At 74.7% G+C, this 16,561-nt stretch carries 16 protein-coding genes; 5 read left to right on the top strand and 11 right to left on the bottom strand.

Going from position 1 to position 16,561, the window contains the following annotated elements; genetic code table 11:
• Position 1: 1 nt before the first annotated feature.
• The 7 genes from Q3W71_RS14570 to Q3W71_RS14540 all read right to left on the bottom strand — a co-directional run bounded on the left by Q3W71_RS14570 (position 2) and on the right by Q3W71_RS14540 (position 6,948).
• Entirely contained in the window at positions 2–1,585 is a 1,584-nt protein-coding gene (locus tag Q3W71_RS14570; protein ID WP_302919852.1) for a serine hydrolase, read from the bottom strand.
• Positions 1,586–1,618: 33 nt separating this feature from the next.
• Positions 1,619–1,936 carry a hypothetical protein gene (locus tag Q3W71_RS14565; RefSeq protein ID WP_302919851.1) on the bottom strand — a complete coding sequence of 106 codons (318 nt, stop codon included), beginning with the start codon at positions 1,934–1,936 and terminating at the stop codon, positions 1,619–1,621.
• Positions 1,933–2,268 (bottom strand): winged helix-turn-helix domain-containing protein, encoded by a 336-nt coding sequence (locus tag Q3W71_RS14560; RefSeq protein ID WP_302919850.1) that lies wholly within the window; start codon positions 2,266–2,268, stop codon positions 1,933–1,935. Before Q3W71_RS14560 ends, Q3W71_RS14565 begins: the two co-directional genes overlap by 4 nt.
• A 230-nt stretch (positions 2,269–2,498) precedes the next feature.
• Complete coding sequence (locus tag Q3W71_RS14555; RefSeq protein ID WP_302919849.1) at positions 2,499–3,146, bottom strand: C39 family peptidase; 648 nt, start codon at positions 3,144–3,146, stop codon at positions 2,499–2,501.
• A 781-nt stretch (positions 3,147–3,927) separates the two neighbouring features.
• A complete protein-coding gene (locus Q3W71_RS14550; protein WP_302919848.1) occupies positions 3,928–4,113 on the bottom strand; it encodes a hypothetical protein in 186 nt (61 codons plus the stop codon).
• Positions 4,114–4,149: 36 nt separating this feature from the next.
• Positions 4,150–5,157 (bottom strand): phosphotransferase family protein, encoded by a 1,008-nt coding sequence (locus Q3W71_RS14545; protein WP_302919847.1) that lies wholly within the window; start codon positions 5,155–5,157, stop codon positions 4,150–4,152.
• Positions 5,158–5,319: 162 nt separating this feature from the next.
• Positions 5,320–6,948 (bottom strand): NAD(P)/FAD-dependent oxidoreductase, encoded by a 1,629-nt coding sequence (locus Q3W71_RS14540; protein WP_302919846.1) that lies wholly within the window; start codon positions 6,946–6,948, stop codon positions 5,320–5,322.
• A 149-nt stretch (positions 6,949–7,097) separates the two neighbouring features.
• Here Q3W71_RS14540 and Q3W71_RS14535 point away from each other — a divergent pair, with 149 nt between their 5' ends.
• The 4 genes from Q3W71_RS14535 (at position 7,098) to Q3W71_RS14520 (ending at position 11,505) form a co-directional block, all read left to right on the top strand.
• The gene (locus Q3W71_RS14535) at positions 7,098–8,339 is read left to right on the top strand and encodes a hypothetical protein (RefSeq protein WP_302919845.1); all 1,242 of its coding nucleotides are present in this window, start codon (positions 7,098–7,100) and stop codon (positions 8,337–8,339) included.
• A 77-nt stretch (positions 8,340–8,416) separates the two neighbouring features.
• Positions 8,417–8,857 carry a hypothetical protein gene (locus Q3W71_RS14530; RefSeq protein WP_302919844.1) on the top strand — a complete coding sequence of 147 codons (441 nt, stop codon included), beginning with the start codon at positions 8,417–8,419 and terminating at the stop codon, positions 8,855–8,857.
• 117 nt (positions 8,858–8,974) lie between these two features.
• Positions 8,975–10,360, top strand: coding sequence for an FAD-binding oxidoreductase (locus Q3W71_RS14525; protein WP_302919843.1), 1,386 nt, complete (start codon positions 8,975–8,977; stop codon positions 10,358–10,360).
• Positions 10,357–11,505, top strand: a complete 1,149-nt coding sequence (locus tag Q3W71_RS14520; RefSeq protein WP_302919842.1) for a (Fe-S)-binding protein — start codon at positions 10,357–10,359, stop codon at positions 11,503–11,505. The genes Q3W71_RS14525 and Q3W71_RS14520 overlap by 4 nt, the downstream gene beginning before the upstream one ends.
• 106 nt (positions 11,506–11,611) lie before the next feature.
• Here Q3W71_RS14520 and Q3W71_RS14515 read toward each other — a convergent pair whose 3' ends face one another.
• From Q3W71_RS14515 to Q3W71_RS14505, 3 genes are read right to left on the bottom strand one after another with little or no spacing between them, the layout of a single operon-like run.
• Positions 11,612–13,891: an FtsX-like permease family protein gene (locus tag Q3W71_RS14515; RefSeq protein ID WP_302919841.1), complete on the bottom strand. Its 2,280-nt coding sequence runs from the start codon at positions 13,889–13,891 to the stop codon at positions 11,612–11,614.
• Positions 13,888–14,568, bottom strand: coding sequence for an ABC transporter ATP-binding protein (locus Q3W71_RS14510; RefSeq protein WP_302919840.1), 681 nt, complete (start codon positions 14,566–14,568; stop codon positions 13,888–13,890). Before Q3W71_RS14510 ends, Q3W71_RS14515 begins: the two co-directional genes overlap by 4 nt.
• Positions 14,565–15,089, bottom strand: coding sequence for a PadR family transcriptional regulator (locus Q3W71_RS14505; RefSeq protein ID WP_302919839.1), 525 nt, complete (start codon positions 15,087–15,089; stop codon positions 14,565–14,567). The genes Q3W71_RS14510 and Q3W71_RS14505 overlap by 4 nt, the downstream gene beginning before the upstream one ends.
• A gap of 146 nt (positions 15,090–15,235) precedes the next feature.
• On the opposite strand from Q3W71_RS14505, the gene Q3W71_RS14500 reads away from it, so the two are divergent.
• Positions 15,236–15,811, top strand: a complete 576-nt coding sequence (locus Q3W71_RS14500) for a GNAT family N-acetyltransferase (RefSeq protein WP_302919838.1) — start codon at positions 15,236–15,238, stop codon at positions 15,809–15,811.
• Here Q3W71_RS14500 and Q3W71_RS14495 read toward each other — a convergent pair.
• On the bottom strand, positions 15,782–16,363 hold the full coding sequence (locus tag Q3W71_RS14495; RefSeq protein WP_302919837.1) for a TOPRIM nucleotidyl transferase/hydrolase domain-containing protein: 582 nt from the start codon (positions 16,361–16,363) through the stop codon (positions 15,782–15,784). The two genes, Q3W71_RS14500 and Q3W71_RS14495, sit on opposite strands and share 30 nt — an antisense overlap.
• Positions 16,364–16,561 lie beyond the last annotated feature (198 nt).

Genomic DNA, 16,561 nt, shown 5'->3' with positions numbered 1-16,561 from the left:
CCTAGGGGCCGTTGACCGGGGCCGGCAACGTCCTTCCGCCGGGCCGGGCGGACGCCGCCGGGCGCGGTGTCCGGGACGCCGCACCGGCCAGCGCGGACGCGACGGTCACCAGCGCGAGGGCCCCGGCCAGCGCGGCGACGGCCAGCACGGCGTGCCCGGCGTCCGGCGCCCAGAGGAGCAGCGTGTCGAGGCCGCCCACGAACCTGGGCAACACCCCGAGCGCCGCGCCGGCCAGGGCCGCCCACCCGGCGGCCACCACCAGCGCCCGGACGCCGGGCCGCGAGCGGCGGAGCTGCTGCGGGAGTCCACCCGGCCCGGCCCGGACCGACCCGGTGCGGTGCCGGCGCACGGCGCGTACCAGCGTCGCGGCCAGCACGAGCAGGAGCAGGCCGGCGAAGCCGAACAGCACGGGGGCGATGGAGAGCAGCAGAGTGTCGTTCTCTGCCGGTGCGGGTGCGGCCCCGAGCAGGATCCGCACGATGTCGAAACCGGCCGAGGCGAGCGCCGGGTCCGCGGCCGGGTGGTAGAGGTTGGCCAACACGATCACGGCCAGCTCGGAGCCGGGCACCAGTACCAGGTGCGTGAAGTAGCCGGGGGTGGCGCCAGCGTGCCAGACCAGCCGGGTGGCGCCGCCGTCCAGAGCGGTGTCCCGCCAGCCCAGGGCGTACCGGCCGCCGCTGCTGATGGGGGCATGACCCCGGTGCATCTGCTCGACGCCGCCGGCCGACAGCACCTGGGCCGACCCGTACCGGCCGCCGTCGAGCTGGGCGACCGCGAAGTGGCCGAGGTCCGCGAGGCTGCTGGCCAGGTAGCCGTACGGAACGCCGGAGGTGTCGTACGGCGGGTCGAAGCGCTGCGGCCGACCGAGGTAGCGGCGATGCCCCGCGGGCAGCCGCACCTGCTCGGCCTCGCCGGCGGTGGCTGCCGTGCGCCGCATCCCCAGTGGCTCGAGCACGGCACGACGCAGGTGGCGGGCGAACGTCTCACCGGTGACCTCCTCGACCAGCGCACCCAGGATCATGTAGTTGGCGTCGCTGTACCGGTGTCCCGCACCGGGCGGCCCGGCCAGCGGCACGCCGGCGAGGTCCCGCACCGACCGGGCGAGCCCGCCCTCGGTGTTGTCGAAGCGGTCGGTCAGACCGATCGTGGCCACCTCGGGCAGCCCGCTGGTGTGGGTGAGCAGCTGCCGGACGGTAACCCGCGCGGTCTCCTCGGCACCGTTCAGCCGCAACCACGGCAGGTAGTCGCGGGCCGGTGCGTCGAGGTTGATCCGGCCAGCCTCGGCGAGCTGAAGTACCGTCAGCGCGGTGAAGGGCTTGCTCACCGACCCGAGCAGGAACGGGGTCTGTGCCGTGACCGGTGTGCCGTCACCGGTGAGGCCGAGGACGTGTTCCTGCACCACCCGGTCGCCGCGGACCACCGCCACCGCGAGTCCAGGTATGTGGTTGGCGTCCCGATAGCGGTCCAGGTAGGTCCGCACCCGGGTGGTGTCGTCCTCGGCGGCCCGTGCCGGGATGACGCCGGTGGCGCCCAGGCAGGCGACCGCGATCAGTACCGTCGCGGCCGGGCGTGACCAGCGCCTCAACGTCGTGCCTCGTATCTGTCCCATGGAGTGCGGTCAGCCGATCTGGCTCAGCAGACGCTCCAGCTCGGTCAGGCGTTCCCTGACCTTCGCCAGTTCCACGTGGGTCGCCTTGACGTCCGACCGCAGGCCCTGCAGCTCCGCGGTGGTCTGCTGGGAGCTCTCGGCCAGGCGCGCCTGCGCGTCGGACGCCTGCTCGGCGAGGCCGCGGTAGTGCGCCTCCCGAGCGGCGGAGTGCCGGGCCCGGTAGATGCCCAGCGCCACGAACGCCACGATCGCCACCAGGGCGATCAACAGGACGGTCGACGTGATCATCCCGATCTGGGCGACGTTGTCGGCTGCTGCTGTCGTCACTTCTCTTCCTTTCCGGAGCCACCGGCTGCCAGTGTCGGTACGGCCGCCGCGACCGTGGCGGGGGTCAACGACAGCGCGAAGGGCACGACCTCGAACCACTTCACCGAGCTGCCGTCGGCTGCTGTCTCCAACGTGCCGGCGACCAGCCCGGCGGCCTCAAGCCGTTGCAGGTGCATGTAGAGCAGGGGCCGGTTCATCTGCAGGCGCCGCGCCAACTCGCTGACGTAGCTGCGCCCCTCCGCGAGTGCGGCGATGATCCGCAGCCGGTGCGGGCTCGCGAGTGCCGCGAGCGCGGCGAGCAGTTCCTCCCCGGTGGGCGATGTCTCGTCCATTCCTCAGCCCTCCCGGTGTCAGAAGATGCTGACACCCCCCTGTCAGAAGATGCTGACACCCTGCCGGGTGGCTGTCAAGCCACTTGGGTAAGGGGTGCGGCGGCGGAGTCGTCGGTCGTTGCGTGGGTGGTGAAGACGCCGAAGGGCCGGCCCCCGGTGGGGGTCGGCCCTTCGGCGTTGTCTCGCTTGTGCGGTTGTTCGTCGCCTGTGTGGGTCGCCGGTGGTGGTTGTCAGGCGGTGTAGCCGCGGGTGGCGATCCAGTCGGCGAGGTTGTCGATGTTCATCCGGTAGCTGGCGGTGTCGGGGTTGGCCGAGTCGGCGATGGTGACGGTGTTGCCACCGTCGCGGTAGCCGACGACGCTGATGTAGTGCCCGCCTTCGAAGGAGTGGCTGTTGCCGTTGGTGTCGGTGGCGGTGCCGGCGATGTTGGCGACCACGGCGCGGCCTTCGTCGACGGCCTTGATGACGTCGGCGCGCAGCTTGTCGGTCTGCTTGTCGTCCGCTGCACGGTCGCGGATCTCGACGCTGTGGTAGACGTCCTTACCGGTCTGCTTGTTCAGCACCGGGGTGATGTCGTTGATGGAGTTGGTGCCGGCTTCGGTGGTGCCCATTTCCTTGGCCATGGCGTGGACGTCGATGTTCTTGCCCTGCACGGACAGGGCGTTGCGGGCGGCGGCGGGGCCGCAGTAGTAGAAGTTCGGCTGGGCCTCGTAGCGCACGCCGAGTTCCCGCTCACCGTGCTTGCGGTCGGTGGTGATCGACACGGCCGGCTTCTCGGCCGGGGCGGCGAACGCGGTGGCGGGGGCGGCGAGGGCGCCGCCGGTGAAGGCGAGACCAGCAGCGGTCAGAGCGGTCTTACGCAGGATGTCGGTACGCATGATGATCACAAGCCTTTCGATCGGGGGAACGCGACAGCACACCAAACGGGGGGCGGTGTGGGCTGCGCGCAAGGAAAGGTCGTGCAAAGGAAGGGGGGTTGCTCCGGCGGCCAGGGGCCTGCTCGGGCGTCCCGGGGTGTAACCATCCGGGCCGGCCCACCATTCCGGCGGGGGCTCCGGGGGCCGGGGGCGTGCTCGGCCCGTCGGGGGTGTGAACGACCCGCAGCGGGCGGGCATTCCACCCGCGATCCGGCTGGGCCGCTACCCGCGAGGCCAGCACCCCGGGGTGTGGCGCGGGTATGCCATGTTCAACGACCCCGACCCGCCACCGATTCCGCCGCCAGGGTGGCCCCGACCACCCCACACCGGCACCCAAACCCGGCACCCGGACCCAAGGCCGGACACCATGAAACGGACAGACCGCACTTCGCCGGACATCGGGTTCGCACCGGCGCCGGCTCGCCGAACCGCGCAGCTCGGCCTCAGGACACCGCACCCTCACTCGGCACCCACACCGACCGCGCCCGCCTCGTCGGCGACGGGCGCGGTCCTCTGGCGATCGGCGTGCCGTCGGGGCGAGCACCTCACCCTCGGTGGGCTGATACCCCTGCGTCATGAATATGCCGCAGAGGTGTCACGGTCGCGTGCGTCCGCTCCTCGGCGGGCGCGGTCTCCGCGGAGATCGTCCGGTCCGGCCGTGCCCGCCCGGGCCGGTCACGGTTCACCCCCGGCTGTGCGACATCTGCCTCCCCGGCTTGAGGACATCGCGGCGCCCCGACGGCTATCGGCACATCCAGCCGGCATGGCGCGTCACGCGGCCGTCGCCCCGATCCACGCAGAGTTCGTCGGCCTTCCGGTCTACCCAGTAGGACTGCCCGGCTTCGACGAAGACCGGCTCGCGCAGGTGGAACCAGCGGTCCACCACCGTCACCAGGAGCAGGCGCTCGGCCGTCGTCCGCCCGCTCATCGCAGCCGCCTGCCCACCGGGTCACCACCGTCGAGGTCAGTCATGGGACAGGGCGGTCAGTTCCTCGTCGAGCAGGCGGGCGAGCCCCGGCTGCCGGTCGGGGTGGCTGGCCGGGGTCATCCCGCGGCTGGGCATCTCCACGATCATCAGCAGGTAGAGGTGCATCCGGTAGAGCCCGAGGCGGCGCCGCACGCCGGCGTCGAAGACCGGCGGCTCGTCCGCCGCGGCGGCGTAGCCGCGGAGGAACGGGTGGTCCGGCTCGTCCTCGGCCCGGCGCAGCAGCAGCGGGGAGACCAGGTCCACGAGCGGGTCGCCGAAGAGGTAACGCTCCCCGTCGACCAGCCCGCACATCCGGTACGGGCCGTCGCCGTCGGGCTCGGCGAGCACGTTGCCGTCCCAGCCGTCGAAGTGCACCAACGCCGGGCGGCGTACCTGGTCGAGCAGCCGCCGGTGCCGTCGCACCACGGACCGGATCCGCTCCACCGGCACGGGTACCCGCCAGTCGGCGGCGTCGGCGAGCAGTTCCTCGATCATCGCGGCGAACGCCTCGGCCCAGGTCGACCCGCCGGTCCGTCCGTCGTCGTAGCCGAAGCGGTCGCCGGTGACCCGGTGCACGGTGGCCAGCACCGTGCCGAAGTCGTACCGCGCCCGGTCGCCGTCCACTCCGGACGCTGCCAGGTCGCTCAGCGACCGGCCGGGCAGCCGGCCGGTGACCAGCCACTCGCCCAGCACCGGATCCACGCCGTGGTGCAGCACCGGCGGTACGGGAACCCCCGGCGCGTGCGCCGCCGCCAGCCGGAAGTAGCGGGCCTCGGCGGCGGTCAGGCCCCGCTCGTAGCGCAGCAGCGGCACGGTGGGCGGCGGGGCCACCTTCAGCACCGTCTCGCGGCCGTCGTCCAGGCGGACCCACCAGACGGCGGCGTAACCGCCCCCGGCCAGCGGGCCGCACGCCGCCACGCCACGATCCGGTCCGAACGAGGCCCGGACGTAGCCGGCCACGTCGGTGGGGGAGAGGACCCGCTGGGTGGGACTCGCCCCGCTCATCCCGCGCTCCGCCGCGCCGTCCGCGTCACGCGCGCCACACTAGTCCCTCCCGCACCAGTGCGGCAGGTGCCTGACGGCCGAGTCGGTTGCCACATCAGCTCAGGGGCACCGACCCGGTGGCGGCCCGGACACCGGTTTTCCGGCCGGCCGCGAGCGCGTGGCTCAGCCGAGGCGTACCTGTGCCGGCTGCTCGGCCGGTGCCTTCCCGGCGCGACCGTCACCCGCGGCCCCGGCGGCCCCCGCGGTCCCGTCGGCGCCATCGGCGCCATCGGGGCCGGCGGCTCCGGTGCTGCCGGCGACCTCGACCGGCCGGGCCGGCATGACCGGCGCGTCCCGGCCGGTGCCGTGCCGGCCGTCGCCGTCGCGGCTCGCGGACTCCTCGTGGTAGTCCTGCTCGACGTTGACCGACCAGACGTCGTGGCCGGTGCCGCAGGCGATGTTCTCCGCGGTGAGCATGGCCGTCAGCATCGAGTGGTCCTGGTTGTTGTACCGGTGCATGCCGTTGCGGCCGACCGGGTGCACGTTGGGCACCTCGCGGGCCAGCCAGTCCCGGATCACGTCGACGTTGTGCTGGTAGCGCTCGTCGTAGACCGGATACGCCTTCGGCATCCGCACCACGTACCCGGCCTCGACCACGCCGGGGCGGACCAGGCCGAGCCGCTCCAGCTCCGCGGTCGCGGCGGCGATCAGGTCGGCGTCGGGCGTACGCCAGGTCTCGTCGTCCTCGAAGACGAAGTACTCCAGCCCGAGGCAGGTGCGGCCGTCCTTGACCAGGTGCGGCGACCAGGACCCGAAGTTCTGGATCCGGCCCACCTTCACCGCCGGGTCGTGCACGTAGATCCAGTTGTCCGGGAAGGAGAACTCCTCGGGCACCACCAGCGCGACGGTGAGGAAGTCCCGATAGCGCAGGTCGGCCGCGGCGGCCAGCACCTCCGGCGGGGCCGCCGGGCGCAGCGCGGCGACCAGCTCCGAGATCGGCATCGAGGAGATGACGTGCTCGGCCGGCTCGGTACGCTGCCCGCCCGCGCCGTTGACCGTCACGGCGACCGCCCGGCGACGCTCGGGGTCGCGGTGCACGGCGGTCACCCAGGTCCCGGTGTCCACCCGGCCGCCGCGCCGGCGCACCTGTTCGGCGCACCGCTCCCACATCATGCCGGGCCCCAGCTTCGGGTACTGGAACTCCTCGATCAGGCTGGTCACGTCCTTGCGGTTGCGCTTGGGCAGCACCGCGTTGCGGACCGCCTTGGCCAGCGACAGGTTCTTGATCCGCTGCGCGGCCCAGTCGGCCTGCAACTGGTCGGCCGGCATGCCCCAGACCTTCTCGGTGTACGTCTTGAAGAAGATCGAGTAGAGCCGCCAGCCGAACCGGGCCGAGACCCACCCCTCGAAGTGCGACTGGTCCTTCGGCGGGCGCAGCCGGGCCCGGGCGTACGACCCCATGCAGAGCGCTGCCTCGCGCAGCCCGAGGTTGCGCAGCGCGTTCGTCGCGTTGAGCGGGTAGTCGTAGAGCGCGCCGCGGTAGTAGATCCGGCTCATCCGGGGGCGGAGCAGGAAGTCCTCGTCGGGCAGGATCTCGTGCCAGAACTCCTCGACCCGGGGCACCTTGGTGAAGAACCGGTGCCCGCCGATGTCGAACCGCCAGCCGTCCCGCTCTACGGTGCGGCTGATTCCGCCGACCACCTCGTCGGCCTCGAAGACCCGTACCGGCGCGCCGCGCCGCAGCAACTCGTACGCCGCGGTCAGTCCCGCCGGTCCCGCGCCGATGACCACCGTGCCGTGCTCGTCCGCCATGACCTGCCGCTTTCTGTCGTGTGGAGGGGGGCCGCATACCCGCCTGGGCGGGGATGTCACTCCCGTTCGGTGCGCCGGTCGACGTGTCAACGGCCGCGGAACGGGGATGTGGCACCGTTCGTGGCCGGGTGGCCGGATCCGGGAGAGGCATGGGCGACAGGGGGCGGGCCGACGCGGCCGGGCGCGGCGTGCTCGCCGGCCGCGCCGGGAGGGTGGCCGCCGGAGCGCGGCGGGCGGTGGCCCGGGTGCCGGCTCCCTGGCCGTACGTGGTGGCGGTCTTCGTCGGTACGAAGGTCGTGCTCAGCCTCGTCGGGCTGCTCGCGCTGAGCGCCTTCGACGAGGTGCCCTGGGCGCCGCCGCCGGACGAGACCACGATGCGCGATCAACAGCGGGCGGTCTCCGGTCACCGGTGGTTCTCGCTCTGGTTCGCCTGGGACACGTTCCTCTACGACCACCTGGCCCGGCTGCCGCTGGACGAGCCGTGGCGCGACTTCGGCTTCCCGCTGCTCTACCCGTTCCTGGCCCGGCCGCTGGCCCCGCTGCTGGGCGGGAACACCGCGCTGGCCCTGCTGGTGGTCGCCAACGTGGCGTTCCTGCTGATGCTCTACTACGCGTACCGGCTGGGGGAGCGGCTGCTCGGTGACGACCCGGCGGCCCGCCGGTTCGTCCGCTACCTGGTGCTGCTGCCGGCGGCGTTCCTGTTCCAGGCGGCGTTGACCGAGTCGCTCTTCCTCTGCCTGGCGCTGGCCGCGTTCCACTACGCCGAGCGGCGGCAGTGGCTGGTGGTCGGCGTGGTCGGCTTCTTCCTGGCGCTGAGTCGCTCGGTCGGGTTCTTCGTCGTCCTCCCGCTGGCCCTGGTGCTGCTGCGCCAGGGCGACTACCGGCTCGGGCCGCGGGCGCTGTGGCGGTACGTGCGGACGGGTTGGCCGCTGCTGCTGGTGCCCGCCGGCTGGGTGACCTTCATGGCCTTCTGCTACTGGCAGAGCGGGGACTGGTTCGCCTACAAGCACGCCCAGGAGAAGGGCTGGGGGATCAGCGTGCAGAACCCGCTGCCGGTGATCTGGCACGGCCTGACCGACGCGCCGACGCGGGACGCGGTGCGGGTGTGGATAGCGGTGGCCGTGCTGGTCGTCCTGCTCGCGGCCGCCCGCCGGATCGGCCTGCCCTACCTCGTCTACGGGCTGATCATGGTGCTGGTGCCGCTGTCGATGGGCCCGCCGGTGTACAAGAGCCTGCTGCGCTACCTGCTCGCCGCGTTCCCGGTCGGCCTGGCCCTGGCCCGGTGGGCCCGGCACGCCACCCTCGACGTCTGGCTGACCGCCGCCTTGGCCCTGCTCCAGGGCGCGCTCTTCGTCACCTGGCTCGCCTACTGGACCCACTTCATCATCTGAGCGCGGCGGCGGCCGGCCAGCGCGGGTCGCGCCGGCGGCGCGCTGCGGCCCGGCGCCGGGTGCGGCAGGATGGGCCGGTGGGCGAGCGCCGGGTGACCCTCGACGGGCTGGGTGCGTGGCTGGTCAAGGGGAACGCCGACCGGGTCGACCTGGCCGGGCGGTTCGCCAAGGATCCGCACGTGGACGCCTGGTGCGTCCGGCCCGGCTACCGGGTCGGGCTGATGCGTGCCGGCCAACCGGTGGTGTTCTGGGCGAGCGGCAGCCGCGGCCGGCTCCGCTACGGCGTGTGGGGCGTCGGTCGGGTCGCCGCCGCCCCGGTGCCCGGGGACGGCACGTGGACGCTGCCCCTGGCGCTGACCGTGCTGCCCGAACCGCACCGGGTCTCCCGCGACCTGCTCCGCGCCGACCCGCGGTTGGCCGGCGCCGAGGTGTTCCGCCAGCCGCAGGCGGCCAACCCCTCCTTCCTCACCGTCGCCGAGTACGCCGCCCTGTGCGAGCACCTGCCCCCGCCCCGGTGACCGCCGGCTTCACCTGACCGGCCCGGCTCACTATGATCGGGTGAAAGTCCTTGCCGGGCGCTGTCATCAGACCGGCAGAAATCTTCGGGCGCGACCGGCGTGCCGGAAAGGGTGGGCATGGCACTGTCCGCGACCGTCCGCGCCGAGCTGCGCGACATCGTCGGCCCGGCGAACGTGCACGACGCCGAGGGCGACCTCGTCGCGTACGCCCGCGACGCCACCCCGCTCTTCACCCACCGGCCCGACGCGGTGGCGTTCCCGGCCGACACCGCCGAGGTCGCCGCGGTGCTGGCGCTGGCCACCCGGCACGGCGTGCCGGTGGTGCCGCGCGGCGCGGGGTCGAACCTGTGCGCGGCGACCGTGCCGCTGCGCGGCGGGATCGTGCTGGTGCTGACCCGGCTGAACGCGATCCTGGAGATCAGCGCCGACGAGTTGCTGGCCCGGGTTCAGCCCGGCGTCTCCAGCGCCGTGCTGGCCGACGCGGTCGCCGCGCACGGGCTGCTCTGGGCGCCGGATCCGGGCAGCCGGACCGTCGCCACCGTCGGCGGCACCATCGCGACCTGCGCCGGCGGGCTGCGCGGGCTGAAGTACGGGGTCACCCGCAACTACGTGCTGGGGCTGGAGGCGGTGCTGCCCACCGGCGAGGTGATCCGCACCGGCGGCCGGCTCTGGAAGGACGTGGCCGGCTACGACCTGACCCGGCTGCTCACCGGCTCGGAGGGCACCCTCGCGGTGATCACCGAGGCGACCGTGGCGCTGCTGCCGGCGCCCGCCTCCGCCAACACCGGGGTGGCGTACTTCCCGTCGCTGGCCGAGGCGGGCGAGGCGGTGGCCCGGGTGATCCGGGCCGGGGTGGTGCCGGCGACCCTGGAGTTCCTCGACCGGGCCTGCATCGACGCCGTGGAGGACTTCGCCCACCTGGGGCTGCGGACCGACGCCGGAGCGCTGCTGCTCTTCGGCGACGACGGCCCGCCGGACCTGGTCGCCACCCACCTCGACCGGATCGGCGCGGCCTGCGTGGCGGCCGGCGCGGTGGAGGTCACCACCGCCCGCGAGGTCGCCCAGGCCGAGGCGCTGCTGGCCGCCCGGCGCTGCGCGCTGCCGGCGCTGTCCCGGCGCGGCGGGGTGACCATCCTGGAGGACGCGACGGTCCCGCGACCGCGGATCGCCGAGATGGTCGACCGGATCGACGCGATCGCCGCCCGGCACGGCGTCGCCATCGCCACCTTCGGCCACGCCGGCGACGGCAACCTGCATCCCACCTGCGTCCTCGACTCTTCCGACGACACCGACGCGGTACGCCGTGCCGAGGCGGCCTTCGCCGACGTCTTCGCCGCCGCCCTCGACCTGGGCGGCACCATCACCGGCGAACACGGGGTGGGCGCGGCGAAACTGCCGTTCCTGGCCGCCCGGCTCGGCGACGACCAGCTCGCCCTGCTGCGCCGGATCAAGACCGCCTTCGACCCGGCGGGCATCCTCAACCCCGGAAAGCTGGGCTCGTGACCGGCGACGTGTTCGACCCCGGGCAGCTGTCCCGCTGCATCTCCTGCGGCTTCTGCCTGCCCGCCTGCCCCACGTACGCGATGACCGGCGACGAGGCGTCCTCGCCGCGCGGCCGGATCACCCTGATGCGGGCCCTGCAGGACGGCACGCTGCCCCCGGACGATCCCACCCTCGCCGAGCAGTCCTCGTTCTGCCTGGGCTGCCGGGCCTGCGAGCCGGTCTGCCCGGCCGGTGTGCAGTACGGCAGCCTGCTGGAGCAGTGGCGGGTGCACCAGTGGCGTGGCCGGCGCCGGCCACCGCTCGCCCGGGCGCTGACCCTGGTCGCCGGGCAACGGTGGCTGCTGCGCCTGCTCGGCCTGGTACGCGGCGCAGCCCGCGGCCCGGCCGCACCTTCGCCGACCACCGCCGGACCGGCCGCCGCCCCGCCGACCACCGCCGCTGAACCGGCCGCCGCCGAATCGGGCGCGGGCGAACCCGCCGGGCAGCTCATGCTGGGCTGCTTCGAGCGGGCGCTCTACCCGGCGGTCAGCCGGGCGGCCCGGGCCCTCGACCCGGCGCTGGCCGTACCGAGCGCGCAGGGTTGCTGCGGGGCGCTGCACGCGCACAACGGCGACCTGGCCGGCGGTGAGCGGCTGGCCCGGCGGCTCGGCGAGGAGCTGCCGGGGACCATCGTGACGACCTCCGGCGGCTGCGCCGCACATCTGGCCTCGGTGCTCGGGCCGCGGCGGGTGCGGGAGCTGTCCACCTGGCTCGCCGGCCGGCCGCCCGGCACCGAACTGCGGGTGGCCGGCCGGCGGGCCCGGGTCACCCTCCAGGACTCCTGCCACCTGCGCAACGGGCTCGGCGTCTTCGCCGAGCCCCGGGCGCTGCTGCGCCAGGTGGCCGACTACGTCGAACTGCCCTCGGCGGCCACCTGCTGCGGCGCCGCCGGCACGTACTCGCTGCTGCGGCCGAACGACTCCCGGCGGATCCTGGACGCCAAGCTCGACGAGATCGAAGCCGCCGGGGTGGACCTGGTGGTGGCGGTGAACCCCGGCTGCCTGCGTCAGCTGCGTACCGGACTGCGCCGCCGCCGGTCGGCGGTGCGGGCCGTGCACCTGGCCGAGCTGCTGGCCGAGGCGACCGCGCCCGCGCCGCCGGCCTGACCGCGCCCTCGACGGCAGCGCCGGTCGCCGGGTGCCCGCCGCCCCGTCCCGGCCACCCGCCGGTGGGTTGACCCCGGCCGGCGGGCGCGCCGGCCGGGGTCCCGACTCACTCGGTGCGGATGCCGTCCGGGCGGGTGAGCCGCCAGAGCACGGGCAGGCTGAGCCCGGTCACCAGCAGCACCACGGTTGCGCCGAGGGCGGTGGAGAGGCCGAGGACCGGCCAGGCGATCACCACCGGGGCCTGCACCATGCGCAGCAGCACCGCGCCGAGCCCCAGCCCGAAGACCACCGCCAGGGCCAGCCCGATCAGCACCGGCACCGCTGTCTGCCAGAGCACCGACCAGCTCAGTGTGCTCCGTCGGGTGCCGACCGCGACCAGCATGGCCAGCAGCCGGCGCCGCTCACGCAACTGCTCCAGGACACCGACCAGCATGCTGGCCGCGATCAGCAGCAGGGTGACCACCGCGCCGATGTAGAGGCCGCGCTGGATGTTCACGAACTTGGTGGCCTGGGTGGTGCGGGTCAGCGTGAGGACGCTGGCGGACAGGTCGACACCGGCGGCCGCGTTGCGGACGTGCTCGATCGCGTCCGGGCGGCCCGGGTCGAGCCGCAGGTACGCGTCCGTGCGCAGCGGGCCCAGCCGGGCCGGCGCGACGGCGGCCGGGGTGGCCAGCACGGCCGTCTCCTGGTGGCCGGCCGGGTGGGGCCGGACCGGCGCCTCCCGAGCGGCGTCGGGCACCCGCCAGGTGCCGGCGCCGTCGCCCACCGCCACGGTGGCGCCGGGCCGGACGGCCGCCGACTGGCTCTCGGCGCCCGGTGCCCGCACCACGAACACGTCCCCGTCGGCGCAGCGGTCGAGTCGGGCGAACTCGGCCAGCTCGGCGCAGTCGCCGATCCGCAGGTCGGCATAGCCGTCCACGGCGGTGAGCGCGGTGACCAGGGTGCCGTTGGTGCTGGTCACGCCCGGGGCGGCGGCCAGCCGGTCCAGCGCGGCGGCGGCGTCCGGCCGGGCCGGGAACTGCACCAGCACCTGGGCACGGGACGGATCCTGCCCGGTCGAGTGGGTGAACTCGTCGGCCACGCCGGCGAAGAGCATCTGCAGGCCGATGGTGCCGGCGACGGCGACCGCGACGCCGTTCACCAGCCGCGCCGAGGCGGCGCTGTCGACCTGGAGCCGGCGTACCGCCAGCTGCCACGGCACCGGGCCGCCGCGCAGCCCGCGGACCACCAGGTCGGTCAGCCAGGGCAGCAGGGTGACAGTGCCGATCAGCAGCAGCACCGCGCCGGCCGCCGTCTGGTTCTCGGCGCCGACCGGCGTCACGCCGGCCCCGGCGGCCAGCAGCAGTCCCAGCCCGGCGCCGGGCAGCAGCAGCCGCCACGCCAGCCGGCGGCGGACCGGGGTGGCCCGCCGGGTCACCCCGAGCGGCTCGACCACCACCGCGCGCAGCGCCACCATGGCCACCAGCACCGCCAGCGCCGGCACCGCCAGGGCGATCCCGACGACCAACGCCAGCGGCGGGCGCACGTCGGCCGCGTACACGCTGAGGTCCATCAGCGTGACCAGCGGCACCACCTGGCGCCCGGCCAGGAAGAGCAGGCCACCGACCGCGACGCCGAGCAGCGCGGCGGCGGTGGCCTCGCCGGCGGCGATCCGGCGGATCATCCCGGCGTCCGCGCCGACCAGCCGCAGCGCCGCCAGCCGCCGATCCCGGCGTTCACCGCCGAACCGCACGGCCGCGCCGAGGAAGACCGCGATGGGCAGCAGCAGTACGACGAAGACGACCACCACGAGCAGCATCAGCACCGGGCCGAAGCCCTCGCCGGGCAACCCGCCCCCGAAGGCGTCCAGCCGGGTCGCACCCTGGTCCGCCGAGAGCGTGCCGCTGCCCAGGTAGTAGGCCAGCTCGTTCGGCCCGGCCAGGCCCTGCGGGCCGATGGTGCCGGTGATCCGGGCGCCGCCGAGACGCGGCGCGAAGAGCGCGCCGTCGGGCGAGCGGAGCAGGTCGCGCAGCGCGGGGGAGAGCACCACCTCACCCGGACCGGGCAGCATGGTCAGCCCCGGCGGCACCGGCGCGGCCGGACCCTCGGGACGCAGCACCCGGCCCCGGACCGGTCGGTCCCGGAAGGCGCTGTCGGTCGCCTGGATCAGCAGGGTGTTCGCGGCGGCCGGGATCCGCTCGCCCATCCGCAGGTCGTCGCGGGCGTCGCCGCGGGCCTGCCGGGCGTCCAGCGCGTGCGGTACGGCGGCCGCCAGCAGCAGCATCGCCACGCCGATGCCGACGCCGAGCGCGGTGAGCACCGCGCGCAGCCAGCCCTCCCGGCCGCCGGTGACGGCCATCCGCGCGCCCATCGCCAGGTCGGCCGCGCCGTCGCGCAGCCGGCTCACGCGGCGGGCTCCAGGTCGCGGGTACGCCCGTCGCGCACCACCACCTCCCGATCGGAGTACGCGGCCACCCGCGCCTCGTGCGTCACCAGCACCACCGCCGCGCCGGTCTCCCGGGCGGCTCCGGTGAGCAGCCGCATCACCCGTTCGCCGTTGAGCGAGTCCAGCGCCCCGGTCGGCTCGTCGGCGAAGACCACCTGGGGCCGGGTCACCAGCGCACGGGCCACCGCGACCCGCTGCCCCTGCCCACCGGAGACCTCGCCGGGCCGCTTGCCGGCCACCTCGGCGACCTCCAGCCGGTCCAGCCACTCGGCCGCCCGGCGCTCGGCCTCGCGCCGGCCCAGGCGGTCCAGCCGCAGCGGCAGCGCCACGTTCTCCAGGCAGGTCAGCTCCGGCACCAGCTGGCCGAACTGGAACACGAAGCCGAACGCCGCGCGGCGCAGCGCGCTGCGCTCGCTGTCGGTGAGGGCGCCCAGGTCGCGCCCGGCGAAGCGCACCCGTCCGGAGTCCGGCCGGACGATGCCGGCCAGGCAGTGCAGCAGGGTGGACTTCCCGGAGCCGGACGAGCCCATCACGGCCACCACCTCACCCCGGTCGACCCGCAGGCTCGCGCCGGCCAGGGCCCGGGTCGGCCCGAACGAGCGGTGCAGGTCCTCGGCGACCAGCAGCGGGCCGGTCACGGCAGCACCGTCTTCGCCAGCTCGTCGAGGCGGGCCGCGGTCAGCTCCAGCCAGCGCAGGTCGGCCTCCAGGTGGAACAGGGCGTGGTCGCAGATCAGCTGCTCGGCGAGGTCGCCGTCGCGCTTGCGGCGGGTCAGCTCGCGCATCATCCGGAGGTGCTCGGCGCGCTGCACGTCGAGCAGGTCGGCGGCGCTGCGGCCGGTGAGCAGCGCGAGCACCACCTTGGTGTAGAGGGTGCTCTGCAGGTAGGGCTCGGGCTTCTCGGCCCGGGCCAGCCAGCCGGCCACGTCGGTGACGCCGGCCTCGGTGATCGCGTACCGCTTGCGCTCCGGGCCCTCGCCGGGCTCGACGGCCTCGACCTCGACCAGGCCGCTGCGCAGCAGTCGGGACAGGGTGGCGTAGACCTGGCCGTAGGCGAGCGGGCGGGCGTGGCCGAAGCGCTCGTCGTAGAGGCGTTTGATGTCGTAGCCGTGCCGGGGGGTGGCCTCCAGGAGGCCGAGGAAGGTCTGTCCGATCGACATGCCGGGGACTATACACATCGCGTATACGCCGAATGTATACACCCGGAAGTCCTCAGCTGTCCCTTTCCTGCCGGGGGCGCTGGGGCCGCCGGTCGCGGCCGGCGGCAAGATCGGGGGCGACCTGTCCCGCACGCGACGGAGGTTCCGTGTTCGCCCTGCCCCTGACCGAGGACGCGGAGCTGCGTCCGCTCGACCCGTGGCTGGCCGAGGAGTTCCTGGCCCACCTGGACCGGGCCCGGGAGCACATCGCGCCCTGGGTGTCACCGTCCTTCGTGGCCACCGACCTGCCCTCGGCCCGCGCCGTGCTGCAGCGCTACGCCGACCGCTGGGCGCGCGACGCCGGCGGCATCTGGGGGATCTGGCGGTCCGGCACCCTGGTCGGCGGCGTCATGTTCGTCTCGTTCGACGTGACCGTCGGGGTGGCCGAGGCGGGCTGCTGGCTGGAACCCGGCGCCGAGGGACGCGGCCTGATCAGCCGCGCGGTCGGCCGGATCGTCGACTGGGCCGTGCGGGAGCGGGGCATCCAGCGGGTGGAGTGGCGGACCAACGCCGAGAACGCCCGCAGCATCGCCGTCGCCCGCCGGCTCGGCATGCACCACGACGGAACGCTGCGGCAGGTCTATCCCGGCCCGGCCGGTCGGCGCGTCGACATCGAGGTGTGGTCGGTCCTGGCGCCCGAGTGGCGCGGCGGATCAGACGTGCCCGAGCACCGCGTCCAGTGACCGGGGCACCCGGTCCGGCTCCACCGCCTCGACCAGCAGCCGCCCGTACGCCTCCTTGCGGCCGGCCCGGGTGCCGAGGAACCGGCGCAGCTGGGCGCTGACCGGGCGGCCCTGCTGTGCCGGCTGCCGCTGGAAGATCTCGAAGGAGTGCGCCTCGCCCTGGGCGGCGAACACCTCCCGGACGCCGGCGGGGCCGACCGCGCGGATGAGTTCGTCCTCCAGGTCGGCGACGCAGGCGTGGAAGCCGAGGTCCGCCATGGCCGCCCGGGACAGGCCGGTGCCGAGGCCGGCCCGCTCCAGGCTGCGCCGGACGAAGCCCTCCTCGTTCTCGTCGTAGAGGCCGGCCAGCCGCAGGTCGCGCCCGGCCGGGCCGAGCCGGGCGAGGAAGTGGCCGAGGTTGGTCACGCCGCCCATCGCCACCACCCGTACGCCCTCGGCGGCCAGGTCACGACCGCGCCGTGCCGCGAGGGTCAGCACCGCGGCCCGGTCGCTGGCCCCCTCGACCAGGACGACGGCGCGCGCGTCGACGGCGGCGTCGAGTTCGATCAGCACGGCACACCTCCAGCTCGGTCCCGGACATCATGCCGGCGACCGCGCCGCGGGCCCACCGCAATTCGCCGGGCGCACCGGCCGCCGCCCCCGAACCGGAGCCACGGCGCCCCGGTCGGCCGGACTGCGCCCCGCTCGGCCCGGCGGTGCCCCCGGTCGCCCGGCGGCGCCCCGGCCGAGGTTGGCCGGGGCGCCGGGGCA

Origin of the sequence: Micromonospora sp. C28SCA-DRY-2 (genome assembly GCF_030519475.1) — a bacterium.
Classification (GTDB): Bacteria; Actinomycetota; Actinomycetes; order Mycobacteriales; family Micromonosporaceae; genus Micromonospora.
The sequence above is the reverse complement of the archived record's forward strand: the minus strand, read 5'-3'. Positions and strand labels throughout refer to the sequence as shown.